Here is an 18,756-nt window from a genome sequence, read left to right on the forward strand (position 1 = left end):
ATACAAAAAAAATAACTACTGAGTTAGTTACTTTTCATCGTTCCGACAATTAAAGTTTGAGTTTCTTTCTTTGCGTTTCTGCATTCATAAAACTCAATACAGCATCATAATCTTCAACTAAAAAGTTCGATACTTCTCCGCTTGGGTTCACATTGAAAACTGCAAGTTCTGCATCAATAGGAGCTTGCAGTTTTTGTTTTATTCACCTTCAAACGGTATAGTACCTTACCTTATTCATCCTGAAAAATACTCTTGATGGGTTTTCCATACCCGGCTATTCTTATTGGTTCAAAATTTGCTAATATTGAGGCCGTTCCTCAGTTGTGTAATTTATGAAGTTGAAACTGTATTATATTCTAGCCATCGGCCTGGCACTTGTCTCATCGGGGGTACAAGCAGCCAACCTGAATGAAGAGATAAAGTCAAATATCGAATGTCTGATACGTGAACAGACATTAGTTGGTGGAGGAAAAGTTTTTAATATATCCGAATTACAGAAAGCATATCTTCATGACCATTATGCACCTTATTGGGTAAAAACGAAGCAGATCAATGGGTTTGTGTCGCAACTGGAACATTGCGATGTTGATGGGCTACAGCCAACCGATTATCACCTGAAACGGATAAAAACATTACTTTCAAGTCGCAATGTGCATGATCGCGCCAGACTGGACATCTTGCTCAGTGATGCTTTCCTGTTGTACGTTAGTCATATTCAGACGGGAAAAACGGACCCGGTAAAAATCGATCCGCAATGGCATGTTATCCTTAACGAGAAAAATCCGCTGAACTACCTGTACCGTTTATCCCGAACGACGATAAAAGAGGTTTATGCTGAATTGATTTCGATGTTACCGTATTACCACGGATTGAAATACCAGTTGCAGCGTTACCGCGGGATGGAAGCAAACGGCGGATGGAAGCGCATTCCGGACGGGAAAATGATTACACCCGGTATGAGTGATGACAGAGTGGCCATGGTCAGGCGGCGATTGACAGTTACCGGAGATTATTCCGGAATAACAGATGCAGATTCAACTTTTTATGATAATACATTAAGAGCCGCTGTCATCCACTATCAGAAGAGGAATGGACTGGAGGCGTTGGGCAATATCGGACCTCAAACCCTGGCTGAGATGAACGTACCGGTGGAGGAGAGGATTAAGCAGATTCAGGTTAATATGGAGCGTTTGCGATGGTTGCCGCAGCGTTTGCCTTCTTATTACCTGCTGGTTACCATCTCTGATTTTTCACTATCTGTTTTTGATAATTATAAAGGAGTAGGAACCTACCCGGTAATTGTGGGACGTTCGTACAGGCAAACGCCTGTGTTTCATTCCACCATGCGCTATTTGGTCTTCAATCCGGTTTGGACAATTCCGTCTACCGTTTTGAAAAACGATATTCTTCCGGAAGTTCTGAAAAATCTCGATTATCTAAATGAGAAGCATATTACCGTTTCTGACGTGGCAGGAAAAGTACTAGACCCCAAAGATATTGACTGGAATGATGAACAGGTATCCAGGTATGCATATCGCCAGGCACCCGGCGACGATAATTCGCTGGGGGCGGTCAAATTTATATTCCCGAATCCATATGACGTTTACCTTCATGATACACCCCACCGGGAGTTATTTGAACGTAGTCAACGTACTTTTAGCTCGGGGTGTATCCGGGTGGAACATCCGTTAGCTCTGGCAGCTTACTTGTTACGCAATCAGGACGATTGGAATCAGGAAAAAATTGACCAGACAGTTGCTTCCGGCCAAACAACCAAAGTCGTTTTAAAAAAGCAGCCGGAGGTTTATCTGCTGTATTTAACCGCCTGGACGGATACAAAGGGGAACATGCAATTCCGGGACGATATTTATCAACGCGATACCCGGGTATACCAGGGCTTAACAACGAGGCCACAAAGTGAATAGCGGAAGGTTTCCCTGAAAATTATTCAGTTTTCAATAATTTACTAGCAACTTGCTAACTCCGACCGCAATATACTCGGTGGCCGATTTTTTAGATAATATTGTCCTAATGAAACAGTAGACGAGATGCCCGGCAGGTAAAGCAGAACTAAAAATGATCTAACCTGTTTTAACTGCAGATGGCGATGTCTCAGGATAACCTCGTGTTCCGGACATTCCCGAAAAGGAGCAGGTCAGTAGTCGGTGTTGAATTTAAATGAACGATATGATTTCGGGTAGACGAGCAAAAAAAATCTATGCTTTTTTGTTTTCCGTATTTTTATGGTTGTCGGTAATGATTCTTCCGGAAATGGCTGATGCTCAGATATTGGATGTGGATCAGCTGACGCTCCATATCGACAGTATTCATCAACATCAGTTGTATGGAAATATCAAAGCCGGCCTCGACCTGAATGAATCGCAGACCCATGTCTTGCATTTTACGTCGAGTTCGTCTACATCCTATTTCATGAAAAAAGATGTTTTGATGCTCCTCGCGCAGTTTGGCCTGACAAGAACCGGAAAAACCGACGTGTGGGATGCCGGCTATACGCACCTCCGCTATCGAATGGATTATAATCAGAAAATCTCCCCGGAATTTTATGCACAATATCAATACGACGGTATTCTGGGCATGAAAAGCCGGTGGCTGGCGGGCTCCAATTTGCGTTTCGAGCTGAAAAGAGACAGTTTGACCATGATTTATCTGTCAGGAGGTATTTTTTATGAAAGGGAAAAATGGAATACGGGCGTTGTCAATCCTTCGGTTAATCCGGCTGACCAATATATCCTGCGGAACAAAATTAAAATCAACAGTAGTTTTAAATTCACCAGACGCCTTACCGATAACTCAGACTTCGTGTTCATCAATTATTTGCAGTTTGTTCCTGATAAAGACATCATCTATCCGCGAATTGCTCCGTCGATGCAGTTGGATATCCAAATGTCCAAACACCTTCAGTTTCAAGTTGCCTTCGATGGTTTATACGATTTTCGTCCGGTCATTCCCATCGACCGTTTTTACTACAGCATTACCAATCAGTTAGTTTATAATTTGTGAGATAGGAAAATGAGACAGGACAGCGGTGGCTGTTTTTATGTCTCTCGGCCGAGTTTTCCATACAACCATGCTTTCCAGGGAAAAGAGACTGTATTTGACAAAAGATGAGATCATTGTATATTTAGTTCCTGTGAAACCTATTTCCATTCATTCCGCTTAAAAAGATATTTCTATGAAAGCAAGAACCGGATCGGCAGCATGGTGGGGACCTCCCAGAAAATTTGCTGAACAGCAGCAAGAACGAAGAGTAAGCTGGCTCGAACTTTTTTATGATCTGGTTTATGTGATTGCCATTTCGAGGATCACGCATCAGCTGGCTCAACATATCAGCGTTGATTATTTTATCGGATATGCCTTTTTGTTTATCCTGATTTTCTGGGGTTGGCTGAATGGAAGTATGCATCACGACATGCACGGTAATGAGGGCTTGCGAACCCGGTTGATGACGCTTTGGCAGATGATAATTATCGCGGCACTGGCCGTAGTCATTGGTCAGTCGCCGGAAAAAGGCTATTTCAATATCACGATTGTGTTGATGGTCATGCAGCTCTTTGTCACCTATATGTGGTGGAGTGTAGGTTTTTACGATAAGTCTCACCGGCGGTACAACAAGCCGTACACCATTTTTTATCTGATTGCTTTTGCATTAATGGGTTTGAGCCTGATGCTCCCGGGAAAATGGTTGAAACTAATTGTTCCCGTTGTTATCCTTTGTAATTATGCTCCTCCTTTTGTTGCCCATATAATGCTGCGTCGCAACTCAACCGATCTGAAACTCTCGTCAAGCATGTTCGAACGCCTGGGCTTATTTGCTATTATCATCTTTGGCGAAGTGGTATTGGGGGTGGTAAATGGGGTCAGTAAAATGGAAGAGCTGGATTTTACGGCCTGGCTGAATTTTGCGCTTGCTATCGCCATTGTTTTTACCCTTTGGTGGATATTTTTCACACTGGTAGCGCAAATGGAGGTGAAGAGCGGTTTTCTCAGTGCTACACTGCTGGAACTGTTATATATTCCGACGCTGATATCACTTAGCCTCATCGCCGTTAGCTTTACTTCATTTTTTGAAATCCATCACGAAATACCTTTGCAAAAGCTGGGCTATGCAGTGGCCACCTATTTAACTTCTATCAGCCTGATGATGGGGTTGCTGGTATTTCATGAGCGGTTGCCGGGATTAAAACGACCGGTCAGTATTTCATTATTGGTTACGGCTTCCCTGTTTTTTATCTCCACACAAATTCATTTGCCTTTTAGCCGGCAATTATACCTGGCCGGTGTATTGGTTATTCTGGTACTTGAGATCATTTACCTGAATGCCTTGTATTACGGGATGAGAAACAGGCAGGAAGGGGGTTAGCGTCCTTCACCTTGTACCGAAAGTAGAGGGCATTTATCTTCTCTTCTTTTTTGTGATTTGCTTGAGTGCTTCCAACTATTCCTTTTAAGAAAATGGAAAGCTGAACTCATAATCTTAAGTCAAAAAGTTGAGTTTGTAATTCTTTGTATTTCAAATGAAAAGTTTGGTGTCTAGGGTATTCTCAGAGAGATAGATTTTAATGGTTATCTTTAAAATAAAAACTTATTTATGGAGGCTTTTGAATTGAATTTGATACACGATAAGATCCTTAAAGTTCTATATAAGGAACTAATTGAACAAGATATTGAATCACTTACTTCGCTTGAGTTTTGTGTTATTAAAGATGATGGCTACTGTTGGTCTGAATTACAAAAGGGCAGTGAAGATTTGAAGCAAGAAGGCTTGATAGTTTTTGAAGAAATTATTTTAACTGGAAGCGAAAGCGTTGAGGATATTTTTGATATGGAGTTATTGAAAGAGAATGGAGTTAGTAGTAGGAAAATTTTAGAATATATTCTGTTTTCTAAGAATCCTGCACTGTATAAAATGAAACTTACTCCGGTCGGAAGGAAATTTTATGAAAAGCTTATGAGTAGTAGAATTGTATCATAAAAAGGATTTTCTCCTTTAGAAATAAAAGGCCTGACTTTTCGAGCCTTTTTTATTTTTCAAAACCGCTGACTCAGCCCCCAATACATTCGGTGAAACACGTTGCTCTTTCTCGGTGGTGATTTCATAATTCAATTGATAACATACCGTACATAATAACCTTTATGTTTTTTCGTTATATATAAAATCATATTGAGTATGAAGTACTTATATGAATTGGAAAAACATAAATGGGCGACAAGAGAAGGATTTCAGTGCGATTTTAAGTTCATCGATAGTGCTTTAGTCATTGTCATTTCCGATGGTGACGAGGTTATTCTGAATATGGCCTTCAAGTTATACACGGCCCCCATTGAAGGCAATTTCACGTTGTTCTCAGAAACAGATGATGGACGACTTATTGCCCGCATTAATGAACGAAAAATAGTCATACTCGATCCTGTCAGACCTTTTGAGAAAATCGAACTCTTTCCGGTTAATGAATGATTAGTTAACTACTAATTCCCTTTGTCATTCCTGATGGTCCTTTACTTTCTTCAGCAAGAAGTAACAATGTAAATGTTAAGTTATTTTAAATATCGAGAGTTTTAATTGGTATTATTAGCTTCATGTCGAAATTGTATGATATCTTACAAGAGTATATGTTAATCAATCTGTGATGGATCACTTAGCTGAACTACAAAAACGCAGGTGGATGACAGTAGAAGCCAGACTAACATGTGAATTCGAACTGAGTGACGGAGATTTATTCGTTACAATTCGTGACGGGGATCACTTTGTGATGAGTAGAAGGTTTCTTGCGTATATGACCGACTTAGGAAGATCAGTAACCTATTATTCCAATGATGAAGAAGAGAGTTATATCGCTCACTTTCGTGATGAAAAAGTGACGGTCTTTAGTTCAAAGCCATATGTGAGGTTTGATTTTTTTCCGGTGTCAAAGGAAGGATAATTACTCAATTTTTGGAAGGAAGAAAGCCAGGCTGACCTTTGTACGGAGTAAGATGTAATGGTAAAGCTTTCGTGCAAGATCTTTTCAAAACCGCTGACTCAATCCCCAATACATCCGGTGGAAGACGTTGCTCTTTTCGATGGTGGCCTCGTAGTTCATCGATAGTTGCAGCTTTTTCATGATATACCACGCAAACGAGCAACCGGCCAGGTTTTGATTGATGCCGGAGTTGGAATTGAGAAAGCTATAATCGATGATGCGGTAGGAGAGCGACCCGTACAATTTCCCATTCAGCAGGTATTTTGACAGGTTGGCGCCGTATTGCAAACCGTCGAGGTAACTCGTTTTTAGTTTGGTCACGTTCAGTGTCATCGACGACTCCAACCAGGGAATTTTGCTGTGCGTAATGAAGAAGTTATAATTGGTTGATGGATCGGGGTCGCCTTTCCGGGAACGGTAACCGGCCTGCGCCGAAACAATGAGGTAATTGATGGGTCGCACCATCACACGAAAGCGAACGCCTTGCCGCGTGGCATTATCGGTAATCAGGTCGACCAGCGTTTTATAGGTTTCGTAGTAAATCACATTCTTCCGCGCATCGTACGAAGCATAAAACGACACCTTGCGCGAAGCCCGGTAGCGAGCCGAAATATAAAATCCGGTCAGGTCGAGCGTGTTGGTCGGAGCGCTGTCTTTTACCTGGTACAAATCCATTTCAACCGAAGTGAACAAATTGAAATCTTTTAGCAGTGAATTGCTGTGCTGGAAGTAGACAAACCGGCGGTCGGTATTGGAACCGTTCATCTGCTCGAATACGGCCAGCGAAGTCTGCACCATTCCCTCTTTTCCCTTCGCTTCATGACTGACATATGCGCCGAACTGCGGCAAGTTGGTATTGATGCCGTAATCCATGTAATCGGGACGCGCACCGCCGACAATACCAAAAGTGAAATTTTTGACGCGGGTCTCGAACTGTAGCCCGTCGATGGCCCCGATATTCGAAACTTTGGTATTCATTTTCCGGCCAAACCAAAGACTGGTATTCTTGCTGAAATTATAGCCTACGGCCATGCTGTAAATCTTCAGGCTGTTGAAAATACTTTGGTTGTCAGCATTCCAGCCACCTGTGCGATGATTGTAAGTGATGTAGCTGTCGAATGAAAGATGTGAGTTGCCAATATTCTGTTGATTCAACGAAAGTGAATACCGCATCCGTTGCTGATTTTTTGCATCGGTGTTGGAGAAGTTCGAGTACGAAGCCAGTTTAACACGGCCGTATAACCGCGATTTTTCCTGTATCAACTTCGGCTGTGCCCTTGCCGGTTGCGGCGTAACAGCAACGGGTTTCCGGGGAACTGGAACAGGCTTTTTCTCCTCGGTGATGGTGGCTTTGGGCTTGAGAATGGCGTGAATCTGCTCATTCATTTTGGGCGAATAACTGCCAACAACGGTCGTTACACACGAGATGGAAGAGCGCTGTACAACCACCAGCCCCGGAATTTGCTTTCCTCTAGATTTGACATACAGGGTATCGCCCATGTTGATTCCTTCGGTAGAGGTAAAACGAACGTAAACATGTTGTGCGCTGATGTATGAGACTTTTCCGGTCAGCTGTTTCGTTTCCTGCGCTTTAGCGAAGAATCCAGCCAATACCAGGACCATGAACGGGATGATTGCTTTTCTCATCATCAACAAGGTTTTTTCGGTTACTTTTCTCTAATCTCCAGCTCTTCCGTTGGGATGGCATTCGTAGCAATTTACGCTGTTGTACACATAGTTACTCACGTCCGTGTGATGATCATCCGTCGTGGTTTTTTCATGTTCGTGGCAATCGATGCACGAGAATTCGGCATAATTGCTCGAATTCGTGTGGCAATCGCTGCATGAGGTCCAGGCCTGACTGTGTGTTCCACTGTAGATGGGGAAATACTGACCATCGTGGTCGAATGTCGCCGGTTTCCATGCTACATCGGTATGGCAGTCGTCGCAGGTTGTCGGGAAATTCGCTGCCAGATGGTTCGGATCGGTGGTGTTGTCGTAATCCGTTTTGTGACAGCCGTAGCAATCGGTGGGTGTATTGCTGTATCCGTTGGCGTGGCATTTCAGGCAATCGTTGGCGATGTCGGCATGCGCACCGGTCAGCGGATAAAAATCGTCGTGGTTAAATGTGGCAGGGCTCCAGCCCGGATGCGTCGTGTGACAATCCTGGCATTGTTGTGAGAACCCGGCCGTGACGTGATCCGGGTCGGTGGTATTATTGTAATCCTGAGCGTGACAGGAATAGCACTCGGGTGAGAGACCGGTAAAAATATCATTCTGGTGGCAGGCCGCACAGTCGCTAATAGCGTGCCCTTCCGTCAGCGGAAAGAAATCGTGGTTGAAGCCTTCAGACGCCCAGTTAACGGCATTGATGAAATGACAATCGGTACATTCGGTCGAAAATCCACCAGCGATATGGTCGGGATTTTTCGCAGCCATGAAATCTTCCTTGTGACAGTCGTAACATTCCACCCCGATGGGATCGAAACGCATCAACGATATTGATTTGTGACAGTCGTAGCAATCGGCCATGGTATGCGCACCGGTCAATGGGAACCTGCTTCGTAAGTGTATTTCCATGATGTCGTTGACGGCCCAGGTTGTGGTATTGTGGCATTGGTCGCAATCCGGCCCGACGGTATTTTCATGAATATCGTTGTGGCAGGCGTTGCAATTGGTCGGTGCCTGTGAAAAGACCAGTGAAACATGGCATTGCCGGCAGGCTACACTTTTGTGGGTACCGGTCAGAGCAAAGCTGGTGGTATCGTGGTCAAATTTTGGATGTTCAATCAGATTCCATCCTTCCGGAGAATGACACACCTCACACTTAACGTTGAAGTTGTCTCCGTGAGGCGACTGTGCCCATAACTGAACGGGCAACAGCAGGAACCATATTAGTTGTGACAGGTAGCGCATTCGATGGATTTATAGGTGTATTTGGTATATGAACCATCTTTCGATTTTACTTGCGGATGACACGAGACACAACTGACAGAAGCATGAGCGCCTTCGAGTTTGAACCGCGACTGGTTATGGTCGAATTTCGATGCACTCCAGTCGTCAAATCCGTGACAATGTGAACAACCTTCTTTGCCGTATTTGGCGAATTGTTCGTGATGAACATCCTGATGACATTCGGTGCACGAAGGATTTAATTTGGCAAACCGTTGAATGGTTTTTCCGTTGTCTCCTTTGGCATAGTGACAAGCTCCGCAATTGGTTTGAGCGTGAACTCCTGATAAGGCAAATCCGGTTTTACTGTGATCGAAAGATACTTCCGACCACGCATTTTCATCGTGACAGGAGTTGCAGCCGTCCTTTAGCGTGTACTGGTCATCCATGAATCCACTATGCACGTTCTGATGACAATCGATGCAATTGCTGCCAATATTCCGGAAACGCCACCGATCTTCTTTCTTGTGACAGGAAAAGCAGGGAGTAGCCATGTGGGCACCGTTCAGCTTAAAGTTACTCAAATTATGCTTTTCGATGGTATAATTGGTGAATTGAAATCCTTTAACCGTGTGACAGTCTTTACAATCGGAAGCCGGATTCGTTCGTGTGAAATCGCTTTTGTGGTAGTCGGCGTGGCAATCATTGCAACGATTATGTGGTAACGGAGCTGCATAATCGTTTTTGTGGCATTGCTGGCAAGCGACTTTCGAATGAAGGCCCTGCAACGGGAATCCGGTTTTGTTGTGGTCGAAGTTGGCCATGCCTTTGATTTGTGCCCACAATTGTTCACTGTGGCACTGGGTACAGTTTTGCCCGAATTTGTTGTGGTGGACATCTTCGTGACAGCTGGTACAATTGGCGTGCGGTACGTCAGCAAAGTGCTGGAACGGCTGTCCGTCGATGGTTTCCTTTTTGTGGCAATCAACGCAGGTTACTTCCGCGTGTTTCCCTTTCAGGGGAAAATCGGTTTGGTTATGATGGAAGTTCGGAACCGTTTTGAAGCTCTCAAAATCGTGACATTCCGTACAGTTATCAGAAAGGGTTTTTCGGTGGTAGTCCTGGTGGCAAGAAAGACATTGCTGCGAAAGCCCGAGGTACGTCAGTTTTTTGTCTTTCAGCTTGGTATCGGTGATGAATTCTTTTTTGTGGCAGGCCTGGCAGTCAGTTCGTTTGTGTACTCCCTGAAGCTGAAAGCTGGTTAGGTTATGATTGAATGTGGTTTTGTTGAGGTTGAGCATATCGAAATCGCGGCCGTGGTGATCGTTGTGGCAGCTGGAGCAATCTTTTCCCTGCACTTCCGGAGAAGCATGATATCCTTCGTGTTGTTGGATACGGGTGGCAATTTCGGTGTGGCAGGCAAGGCATTTTTCGTTGGTTACCTTGTCACCCAGTTCGTGGCATTTTACGCAGTTTCGAATGCCTTCCAGGTTCGCATGTGCCTTCGCTAACTCGCCGGGAGATATCTGTCCCCAAACGGCAGGAACCGATACAATCAGGGCGATTATGCACATGAGCACCTTCTTCATATGGGCTTTGTCAGGTTGTTAGTGTTTCATCATCACATCACCGAATTTTCGTGTGATAGTGATGCCGGTTTTCTTCAAAAATTCCGTGGGTAGTTCACCCCCGGCAAAAATGTAAATGAGATCATTCGGAACAACTTCTGTCTCGTTGGTCTCACCGTTTTTGAGAATGACCTGTTCCTCTTGAATCTCCGCTACGTTCGTAAAGTATTTGATGGTTAGTTTTTGTTCGGCAACGGCCGCTTCTAGTTTGGTAGCGTTTCCCGGTTTAATCCGGTTGAAGCTTCCGCTGCGGTATGATAAAGTTACGTCATTTTGTTCTGACAACATCATGGCCGATTCGACCGCTGAGTCACCTCCGCCAACGACCATAACTCGTTTGTTTTGTATGATTTCCGGATCGAGCAGGCGGTAACGCACCTTTTCCAAATCTTCACCTGGAACGCTTAGTTTTCGCGGAGTTCCCCGGCGTCCAATGGTCAACAATATTCTGGCAGCTGTCAGGCTTTCGTTTTGGGAAGTAGTTACCTTGAAGTGGTCGCCTTCTTTTTCGATACTTTCCACTTTGGTCGTTTCCCGGATGGAGATGGCATTTTTCGTTAAAACGGAAATCCAGAGATTTAGCAGCTCAGCTTTCGAGGTATTGGAGAGTTTTACCTTACCATGAAGAGGCAGATACATCGGGGCCGTCATCACCACTTTGGCACGTGGATAGGTGAAAACCGCGCCACCCAATGAATCTTGTTCAAGTGTTACGAAATTCAACTGGTGTTTCTTTGCGGTTAGCGAAGCAGATATTCCGGCCGGACCGGCACCCACAATGATGAGATCGAAAGCGGCATCGTGCTTTTTCGGGAGATGATGTGCCATGTTCTCGATGGCCTGTCGTCCCTGTTCCACGGCATTCTTGATCAATCCCATGCCACCCAGTTCGCCGGCAATAAAAATGCCTTTCACGTTAGTTTCGAAGGTCTGGCTGACGTGGGGCAGATCGACGCCACGTTTTTCGGTTCCAATGTTCAGGGTGATGGCTTCCACCGGGCAGGCATGGAAACAAGCTCCGTGTCCAATGCAGTGTGAGGCGTTGATGACGGTTCCGCGGCCTGACCGGATGCCGAGTACATCGGTTTCGGGACAGGCCTTAACGCAGGCACCGCTTTTGATGCAATTATTGACGTGAATGACGGGATGCAGCGAAACCGGCTCATACAAGCCGCTTTTCTTTGCCAGCGCAATTTTTGATTCGGCAAGCCGTGTTTCCCGCCTCAGCTTCAGTAAATAGATGCCCAAAACAATGGCTATGATGAGGAAAACCCCACCATACAAGACTAATTTTTCCAACCATATTTCTGCCACTAAAAAATCCATCGGTATCCGAATAATATGGTGACGGTTACATGAATAACCATAATAATCAGCATAATCAACGCAAAGGGCTGATGTGCGATATGCCAGTACCGGAACAGGTTCTGCATCTTTTCCAGCCGTTTGATCCGGCCAGTCAGTTTATCCTCTGTTTTCAGCAACCGGATGGCTTTGCGTATCTCTTTTCCGCGCATGCCCTTTTTTCGCGACTCTTTTTTCAGCAACCGGATAGCGGCACGTCGGTTTGCCTTCAGCGAAGCAAAAACCTGTTCCTCCACGCCGTAATCGGTCCGGAGCTTCTGTCCGATTCCCTCCTGCAATGAATGTACTTCATGCAGGTTCATTTCGCGACCCTCGATAGTATGTGGGATTTGAATATAGATGTAACGTCCGATGACACCACTGATGACAACGGCGACCATGCTCCAAAAACTGGCGGAAACAATGCCTCCGAACTTGAAGGAAGTGTGGAATAGAATCAGAATGGCTCCGAGAGTGCACAGAAAGATATGAAATTCAAGCCAATGTTTTAAACGTCCCCAACGCGAAAATATCCGCATCCTTTTGCGCATCATGTAGGTAGCGATGCCGGTGATGATGAGCAAGGTGCCCACGATGCCGTAGCCATGTCCCAGAATACCACTTGGTTTCAGCAGATTGTAGTCGGGATGATGGAACCGGTCAACGATGGGCGTGGTGTAGTAGGAATAGCCTGCGATGGTCAGTGCAGCGGTGATGACCACTACGATGATGACAAATGTTCCAATGTATATTTTGTGTGCTTTTGGCGACATAAGTTCGTTTTTTAGTTACTCACTCAATCGGGCAAGGGGTGAATTCTTTTCCTTCACGTAAGCTGCTACCATCATCCCCACGATGACAATGACGGTGATGTAAACGGCGTTGGGAACTGGCGGTGCTTCTCCCTGTGCGTACGAATGCAGTCCGGACAGATAATAGTTTACTCCGACGAACGTCATCAGTACGGAGCCAAAACTCAATACCGACAGACCGTTGAATATCGCGTTGTTCTTCATTCCCGGAATTTTCCGCAAGTGTAACACCACGGCATAGACCAGGATGGTGACCAGCGACCAGGTTTCTTTCGGGTCCCAGCCCCAGTAACGTCCCCACGATTCGTTGGCCCAGATTCCGCCCAGGAAGGAGCCTGCAGTAAGGAGAATCATTCCAATAATTAAGGTAATCTCGTTCATTACCGTGATTTCACGGATGTGCAGGCTCAGGCGCTGGTTGTTTTTCGGATTTCGAATGATAATAAGGAACAGGTTCAAGAATCCCAGCAGTGCGCCGATGGAGAGGAATCCGTAGCTGGAGGTAATTACTGCCACATGAACAATCAGCCAGTAGGACTTCAGCACCGGAACCAGTGGTGTAATTTCCGGGTTGAGCCAGCTCATTCCCGCGACCAGCAGCATGATACCGGCCAATAGGTTGGTGACGGCTAATGTGATGCCCGACTGGCGCGAAAGGAATAGTCCGGCGAGCGCCGTTGCCCAGCCCACGAAAATCATGGTTTCGTAGCCGTTGCTCCAGGGTGCATGCCCCGAGATGTACCAGCGCAAAATCAGGCCGAAGGTATAAACAGCGAAGATGAGCAGCGAGAACACCATGCCGGCCAGGTTGATGCGCCTCGTTTTCATTTGCGGGCGGAAGAAGATAACCAATTGAATCAGGAGCAGCAGCGAGCCGAGCAGGGCGTAGACGATTGCCAGTTTTCCAAAGAGGTTGGCCTGGTTGTAAAAATTCTCCATCCTGATTTTCGATTGGGAAGGAATGATGCTCCCACCATTGGTCAGCTGATATTGTTTCAGGGCCAGGAGTAATTGGTCGGGTTGGCTCCAGTTGCCGCTGGTTTGCGCCTGCTGCACCGCCTGCAGATAGTTGGTGTAAATCGTCAGCGGTTCGGTTGTATGTTCATTGCTCCCGATTTGCTTCAGTGTCTGTTCGGTTACCCAGCTATCGCTATGATTTCCCGGTAAGGGGAAGAGCTTTAGAAAGGAGTGATTGAACAGCTGGTAACAAATATTCACCCGTTCGTCGAGGTTGATGACTTCCTTGTCGAACTGGTTCCGCTGGCCGGGCTCTTTGTGGTAGGCGTTGTTGGCGAGCTCCCGCAACTTGTACCGGCCGTTTTCAAACAACTGCTGAAAGCTGATGTATTCGCCTGAGCTTCCCAGTTGTGAAGCCAGTTCTTTGTTGTAGACCTTAATGAATCTTTCCTGTTGCCATTTCGCCAGATTGGCGAGCATGCCCAGTATCACTTCCGTGGAAGACATGTCGCGGTAGCTCTCGCTTTTATGAATCTTTCGCATTAGCGCGGAAGAAATAGTCGAAAACGGTTCGACACGTCCGTTGCGGTTTTGGACCAGCAACAAGTTGAGTTCTTTGATGTGTTGAGCTTTGCTGCCGGAAAGCGTTTGGGCATTGAGTGAAGCTGGTAAAGCAGAGGTCAGCAGGACGAAAACGATGATGAACCCCAATGAATTGCGCTTCAGCTTTCTGATTTCAACACCTTGCCGGATAAGGGCGTGCACGCGACTGTTCCGGTTCATCAGCGTTAGGACCATCCCGATTCCCATGAGCAAATAGCCCAGGTAGGTGAAAAATGTTCCCCAATAGTCGTGACTGACGGAGAGAATGGTGCCCCGCTCATCGCGGTCGTAGGAGGCCTGGAAAAAGCGGTAGCCTTTGTATTTCAGAATGTGATTCATGAAAATGCGGTAGGGAAAGGACGAACCGTCGGGATTCTGAACCGTCACCTCGCTGGCATAGGAAGATGGGCTGTTCGATCCGGGATAGCGTTCCAGGATGAAATCATTCAGCTTAACCGAGAAAGGCAGCTCTACGGATTTGGCTCCGAAAGAAGCCGTGAGGTTAAGGTCGCCCAGTTGTGTTTGTACCGGAACGGCTTCACCGTCACGATTCAGCAGGTTGAGTCTCTTCGTTTGATTGTCGGTTGAGAGGGAAACCACCAGTCCCTGCACGCCGCTGTTATTTTCTGCTACGCTGGTCATGCTTTTTTGTGCCGAAGGAAGAAATGATTTGATAACGAACACTTGTCCGCCCATGCGATAGATGGTCTTTTCCTTCGCCAGATGCAGGACGCCGGGCAGCAATACGGTCGTGTCCCGGGTCATCATGCCGGTCATTAGCACCGTATCAGTGCTGGTGAATGCCGGTTGGTTGTCTTTCGCACTGAAAGTGATGGTACCCGGTTGCCCGGAATGGAAGGAGTAGGTTTGGTTATCGACAGTGGTTTCTTCTCCCTGTAACAGTTCGCTTTCGTGTCCGCCTTTGCGACTATCCATGATGAAGAGGGATATGCCGGGGATGCCATTCGTCGTGGGCACCAGTTTCTCGGCGACATTGGGAATGTACAGCTCGGTTTCCATCCGGACTTTGATGCCGCCAATTTCCAGTGATTCAGTGTACTGGTTGTTACCCCGCGGCGTCAGGCTGATGGCTTTGGATGCCGATTTTTTTACGCCCATGTAATCGGCTTGCAGGGTGAGGTAGGTTTCATTCAGTTGCAGCTGGTTGGAGGACGCTCCTTCACGGATGTGCATCATTCCTTCGTAGCCGAAATAGCTGGTAATGGCTCCTCCTGCCAGGATGAAGAGAAAGGCGATGTGAAACAGCAGGATGGTCCATTTCTTCCGGTTGACCAGATTGTATTTCAATACGTTGCCGGAGATGTTGATGGCTACCAGCCACAAAACGATTTGAAACCAAACGGCGTTGTACACCATTTTATGAGCCGTAGCTGTCCCGTAGTCGCGCTCGATAAAGGTGGCCCATGCTATGGAAACAGCGAAAACCGTCATGAGGATGACGGCTGTGGTCATGGAGAAAAGGAGATTTCCTGCCTTTTTCATAAGTTCGGTTTTAGAGGGGGAACCATTCATTTCACATGCACATAGTCATTTATTAAAATGAATGGATGTTGTGAAAATAGTTGGAGTTATTCAAAATAGGAAATGTTGGATGTGATTTATAATGCTTTCAGATAGGGGAATAGGGGAGCGGAGAGTGGGTGATTGGGAGAAAGAGAGAAAAGGCAGAGGCAAAGAGAAAGGCGAAAGTTGGGCAGAGCGAAACCTGAAGCTGAAAAGCTGAGAAGGTGAGAAAAGGCAAAAGTCAAAGGCCTGAGGGCCATCATTCCAAAACTTTGGGGAAGGAAGAACGGCGATAGCCGGGATGACGCCGCCTCAAGGTAGAACCCATTCGGGGCACGGAGCTACTGACGTGGAACGAAGTATTAATGGTCCTGCGCCGCCTTGCGACAATAAAAAGGGAGAGAAGGATCAGGGACAGGCAGAGGCGCAGGTAAAAGGAAAAGGGCAAAAGTTAAGCGAAGCGAAATCCCGGACGCAGTGTTGGGGTCAAAGGTTGCAAGTCAGTCTGGTGTCTTAACACTTAAATATTAACAATTTTTCCAACCTGAAACCGGTTTAATAGCGCCATTTGGTTTGTTCTCCAAAGGTATAGCTAACCTTAACCTGGATGGTCATGAAATGCTCCTTGGCTTTGAAATAGGGGTATTTCCAATATTCTGTTTGTTCAATTTGATAATCATTAAGGCCATCCAACCGGTCGGTGTTCACCAAATTCCACTGTCCTTCCAGGCCGGCCCGCCAGTGATCGTCTATATGGTATTTCAAGCCTCCTGAGAAAAGATACACCATCCGGCGTTGGTTGTCATCCGGTGGCAAACCTTCCCAGGCGTCAATCAAGTTGGTAGTGAGCTGCCCGATGCCGGCTTTTGCAAAGACATCCAGTTTGGGTTTGGGGTTGGAAGTGACAAAAAAGGAACTAAAGTAGCCTACCGCAGAAAGCGAATAACAAGTCACACCCGTTATAAAGGTGAGTGGTGGAAATTTGTCTCTTGCCGGGTCATAGTTTACCGGATAAGGATAGTTCTCGTTCCAGGTACCGGTCAGCCGGGTTGAAAAGAGAGCTACCTGCAGACCTAAAAAACGTTGGACATGGTATTCGATAAAACCTCCAATCGTTGGATCCATGGTGGTATTCCACGGATTCTTCAAAGCGTTGGGATTCTCTTTATCGATATGGCCCGTGTATGTGGAGGCGCCAACGCTGAGTCCCGCTTCCCAGTAAGTCTTAAACGGGGGCCGGTAGTAACGGCTGGTATACGACTGTGCAGCGCCGGTGAGTGGTAGAACTAAAAGCAGTGCCAGTGTAGTAGCAATTGTTTTAATGTGCATAAGGAGATTGAATTACACATCCGTAAGTCTGCTGCTTCGATGTGAAGATTGTTCTTGTTATGTTTGTCGTTGTGTACATCGGATATTCCCGGTCCGGTTGGTTTGGTTCTTTCGTACTGAATAGTTAACGAACAAAATAATATGTTTATTATTGTCCGGAAGCCGTAAAAATTGTTTTGATGGTTTTTAGAATCAGTTTAAAGTCGAGCTTCAGCGACCACTTATCAATGTATTCCAAATCCATCTTCATCCACTGGTCAAATGGGATGTTATTTCTTCCGGAAACCTGCCAGATACAGGTAATACCTGGCTTCATGCTCAATCGGCGATTCTGCCAGCGCTCATATTGTTTTACCTCGGACGGGATGGGAGGGCGGGGTCCTACGACCGACATGTCTCCATGAAGTACATTGAAAAACTGAGGCAGTTCATCCATTGAAGTTTTCCGGAGGAAAGCTCCCACGCGGGTAACTCGCGGATCATTTTTGATTTTGAATACCGGTCCTTGCTGTTCGTTCTGACCTACCAGCTGCAATTTCATCGCTTCGGCTTCTATTACCATCGTACGAAATTTCATGCACTGAAAGCGGCGTCCATTCAGTCCAACCCGCTCCTGTGAAAAGAAAACCGGCCCGTTATCGTCAAACTTGATGGCTATCGCGATGAGCAGAAAAACAGGCGACAGCAGGATGACTACGATTAATGAAAACACAAAATCAAAGGCATGTTTGAGCTTCAGCAGGAAGTAGTTTTCCGGAATATTTTGATAGGCAAACAGTGGCTGGTAATTCCGGGTGGTGAGACGTAGGTTCAACTCTCTAAATGTTTTCAATTCAGATTGGAGGTAGAACACGACTCCGATTTCCCGACAGGCGTTCAGGATATATTGAATCTCGTTGCGATCGCTTTCCCCTTTGCAGTAGAGCACTTCGTCGATGGTTTGGCTCACCAGGTACTGATCCATATTGGTCTTAGGCGAGACGATGGTAAAGTCGTCGCCAAAGCAGTCGATGATAGCCGGGGCATCGGTCATGATACCACAAATCCGGTATCCCCAGTCCCTTGTTTCGGCGATTTGCCGGATGAGTTGGTCGGAGTATTGGTCGGCCACCACCAGGATCATCCGGTAATTATACCCTTTTCTCCGGATGTACCGGAAGAAGGTATAGAACGATATTTTGCTCACGTACAACACAAACGTGCTGACGATGGCAAACAAAAGGAGTTCATCAATACTAACGGTATCCAGCGGAATCAGGTAAACCGGCAAAGCCAGTATGAGCGTTCCGATGATGGTAAGGGTTGCATAGCTACGGAAGATGGCCAAATAACCGGTCGTCCGAATCATACGTCCCAACTCTTTAATTTCGAGCAGTAGGAACCACAACGGCAGGATAATCAATCCGATTAGTTTTTCTTCTTTCGTGAAGTTGACGGGCTGATGGAGGAACCATTGGTACAGGGTCAAGGCACCAGCATAGGAGAGGAAACTGAGCATCGTCTGATTGGCGACACTGATCTTCTCCAGAATAGGTTCTCGTTCTTTGATCATAGGAGGAAGGCTAATTGATTAAAAATAGGTTGTTTTTTCCGTCTGCGATTGGGAACGGAAGGTTAGTTGTTGTTTATAAGTGATGGTTTAGTTTAGATATGGGAAGGTGAGAAAATGGGAAACTCTCCCATTCA

General features: G+C 46.1%; 14 protein-coding genes. 6 read left to right on the forward strand and 8 right to left on the reverse strand.

The window, feature by feature from the left end; all coding sequences use genetic code 11:
- Positions 1 to 332 precede the first annotated feature (332 nt).
- The 6 genes from GJU87_RS04015 to GJU87_RS04040 all read left to right on the forward strand — a co-directional run bounded on the left by GJU87_RS04015 (position 333) and on the right by GJU87_RS04040 (position 5,942).
- Positions 333 to 1,925 (forward strand): murein L,D-transpeptidase, encoded by a 1,593-nt coding sequence (locus GJU87_RS04015; RefSeq protein WP_153638317.1) that lies wholly within the window; start codon positions 333 to 335, stop codon positions 1,923 to 1,925.
- Positions 1,926 to 2,226: 301 nt separating this feature from the next.
- Positions 2,227 to 3,021: a DUF481 domain-containing protein gene (locus tag GJU87_RS04020; protein WP_194831433.1), complete on the forward strand. Its 795-nt coding sequence runs from the start codon at positions 2,227 to 2,229 to the stop codon at positions 3,019 to 3,021.
- Between the two features lie 172 nt (positions 3,022 to 3,193).
- Positions 3,194 to 4,381, forward strand: coding sequence for a low temperature requirement protein A (locus tag GJU87_RS04025; protein ID WP_153638319.1), 1,188 nt, complete (start codon positions 3,194 to 3,196; stop codon positions 4,379 to 4,381).
- A gap of 228 nt (positions 4,382 to 4,609) precedes the next feature.
- Entirely contained in the window at positions 4,610 to 4,993 is a 384-nt protein-coding gene (locus GJU87_RS04030) for a hypothetical protein (protein WP_153638320.1), read from the forward strand.
- A gap of 195 nt (positions 4,994 to 5,188) precedes the next feature.
- The gene (locus GJU87_RS04035) at positions 5,189 to 5,476 is read left to right on the forward strand and encodes a hypothetical protein (protein WP_153638321.1); all 288 of its coding nucleotides are present in this window, start codon (positions 5,189 to 5,191) and stop codon (positions 5,474 to 5,476) included.
- A 172-nt stretch (positions 5,477 to 5,648) separates the two neighbouring features.
- Entirely contained in the window at positions 5,649 to 5,942 is a 294-nt protein-coding gene (locus GJU87_RS04040; RefSeq protein WP_153638322.1) for a hypothetical protein, read from the forward strand.
- Positions 5,943 to 6,026: 84 nt separating this feature from the next.
- Here GJU87_RS04040 and GJU87_RS04045 read toward each other — a convergent pair whose 3' ends face one another.
- From GJU87_RS04045 to GJU87_RS04080, 8 genes are all read right to left on the reverse strand, one after another.
- Positions 6,027 to 7,631, reverse strand: coding sequence for a hypothetical protein (locus GJU87_RS04045; protein ID WP_153638323.1), 1,605 nt, complete (start codon positions 7,629 to 7,631; stop codon positions 6,027 to 6,029).
- A gap of 27 nt (positions 7,632 to 7,658) precedes the next feature.
- Positions 7,659 to 8,897 (reverse strand): hypothetical protein, encoded by a 1,239-nt coding sequence (locus tag GJU87_RS04050; protein ID WP_153638324.1) that lies wholly within the window; start codon positions 8,895 to 8,897, stop codon positions 7,659 to 7,661.
- Positions 8,876 to 10,462 carry a cytochrome C gene (locus GJU87_RS04055; protein WP_153638325.1) on the reverse strand — a complete coding sequence of 529 codons (1,587 nt, stop codon included), beginning with the start codon at positions 10,460 to 10,462 and terminating at the stop codon, positions 8,876 to 8,878. The genes GJU87_RS04050 and GJU87_RS04055 overlap by 22 nt, the downstream gene beginning before the upstream one ends.
- Positions 10,463 to 10,480: 18 nt before the next feature.
- On the reverse strand, positions 10,481 to 11,827 hold the full coding sequence (locus tag GJU87_RS04060) for an NAD(P)-binding domain-containing protein (RefSeq protein ID WP_153638326.1): 1,347 nt from the start codon (positions 11,825 to 11,827) through the stop codon (positions 10,481 to 10,483).
- Positions 11,815 to 12,618: a hypothetical protein gene (locus GJU87_RS04065; RefSeq protein WP_153638327.1), complete on the reverse strand. Its 804-nt coding sequence runs from the start codon at positions 12,616 to 12,618 to the stop codon at positions 11,815 to 11,817. The genes GJU87_RS04060 and GJU87_RS04065 overlap by 13 nt, the downstream gene beginning before the upstream one ends.
- 15 nt (positions 12,619 to 12,633) lie before the next feature.
- Entirely contained in the window at positions 12,634 to 15,720 is a 3,087-nt protein-coding gene (gene ccsA, locus GJU87_RS04070) for a cytochrome c biogenesis protein CcsA (protein WP_194831434.1), read from the reverse strand.
- A gap of 576 nt (positions 15,721 to 16,296) precedes the next feature.
- On the reverse strand, positions 16,297 to 17,070 hold the full coding sequence (locus GJU87_RS04075) for an outer membrane beta-barrel protein (RefSeq protein WP_153638329.1): 774 nt from the start codon (positions 17,068 to 17,070) through the stop codon (positions 16,297 to 16,299).
- Positions 17,071 to 17,218: 148 nt separating this feature from the next.
- The gene (locus GJU87_RS04080) at positions 17,219 to 18,622 is read right to left on the reverse strand and encodes a sugar transferase (protein WP_153638330.1); all 1,404 of its coding nucleotides are present in this window, start codon (positions 18,620 to 18,622) and stop codon (positions 17,219 to 17,221) included.
- Positions 18,623 to 18,756 lie beyond the last annotated feature (134 nt).

This window comes from Prolixibacter sp. NT017, assembly GCF_009617875.1.
In the GTDB taxonomy this organism is placed as follows: Bacteria; Bacteroidota; Bacteroidia; order Bacteroidales; family Prolixibacteraceae; genus Prolixibacter.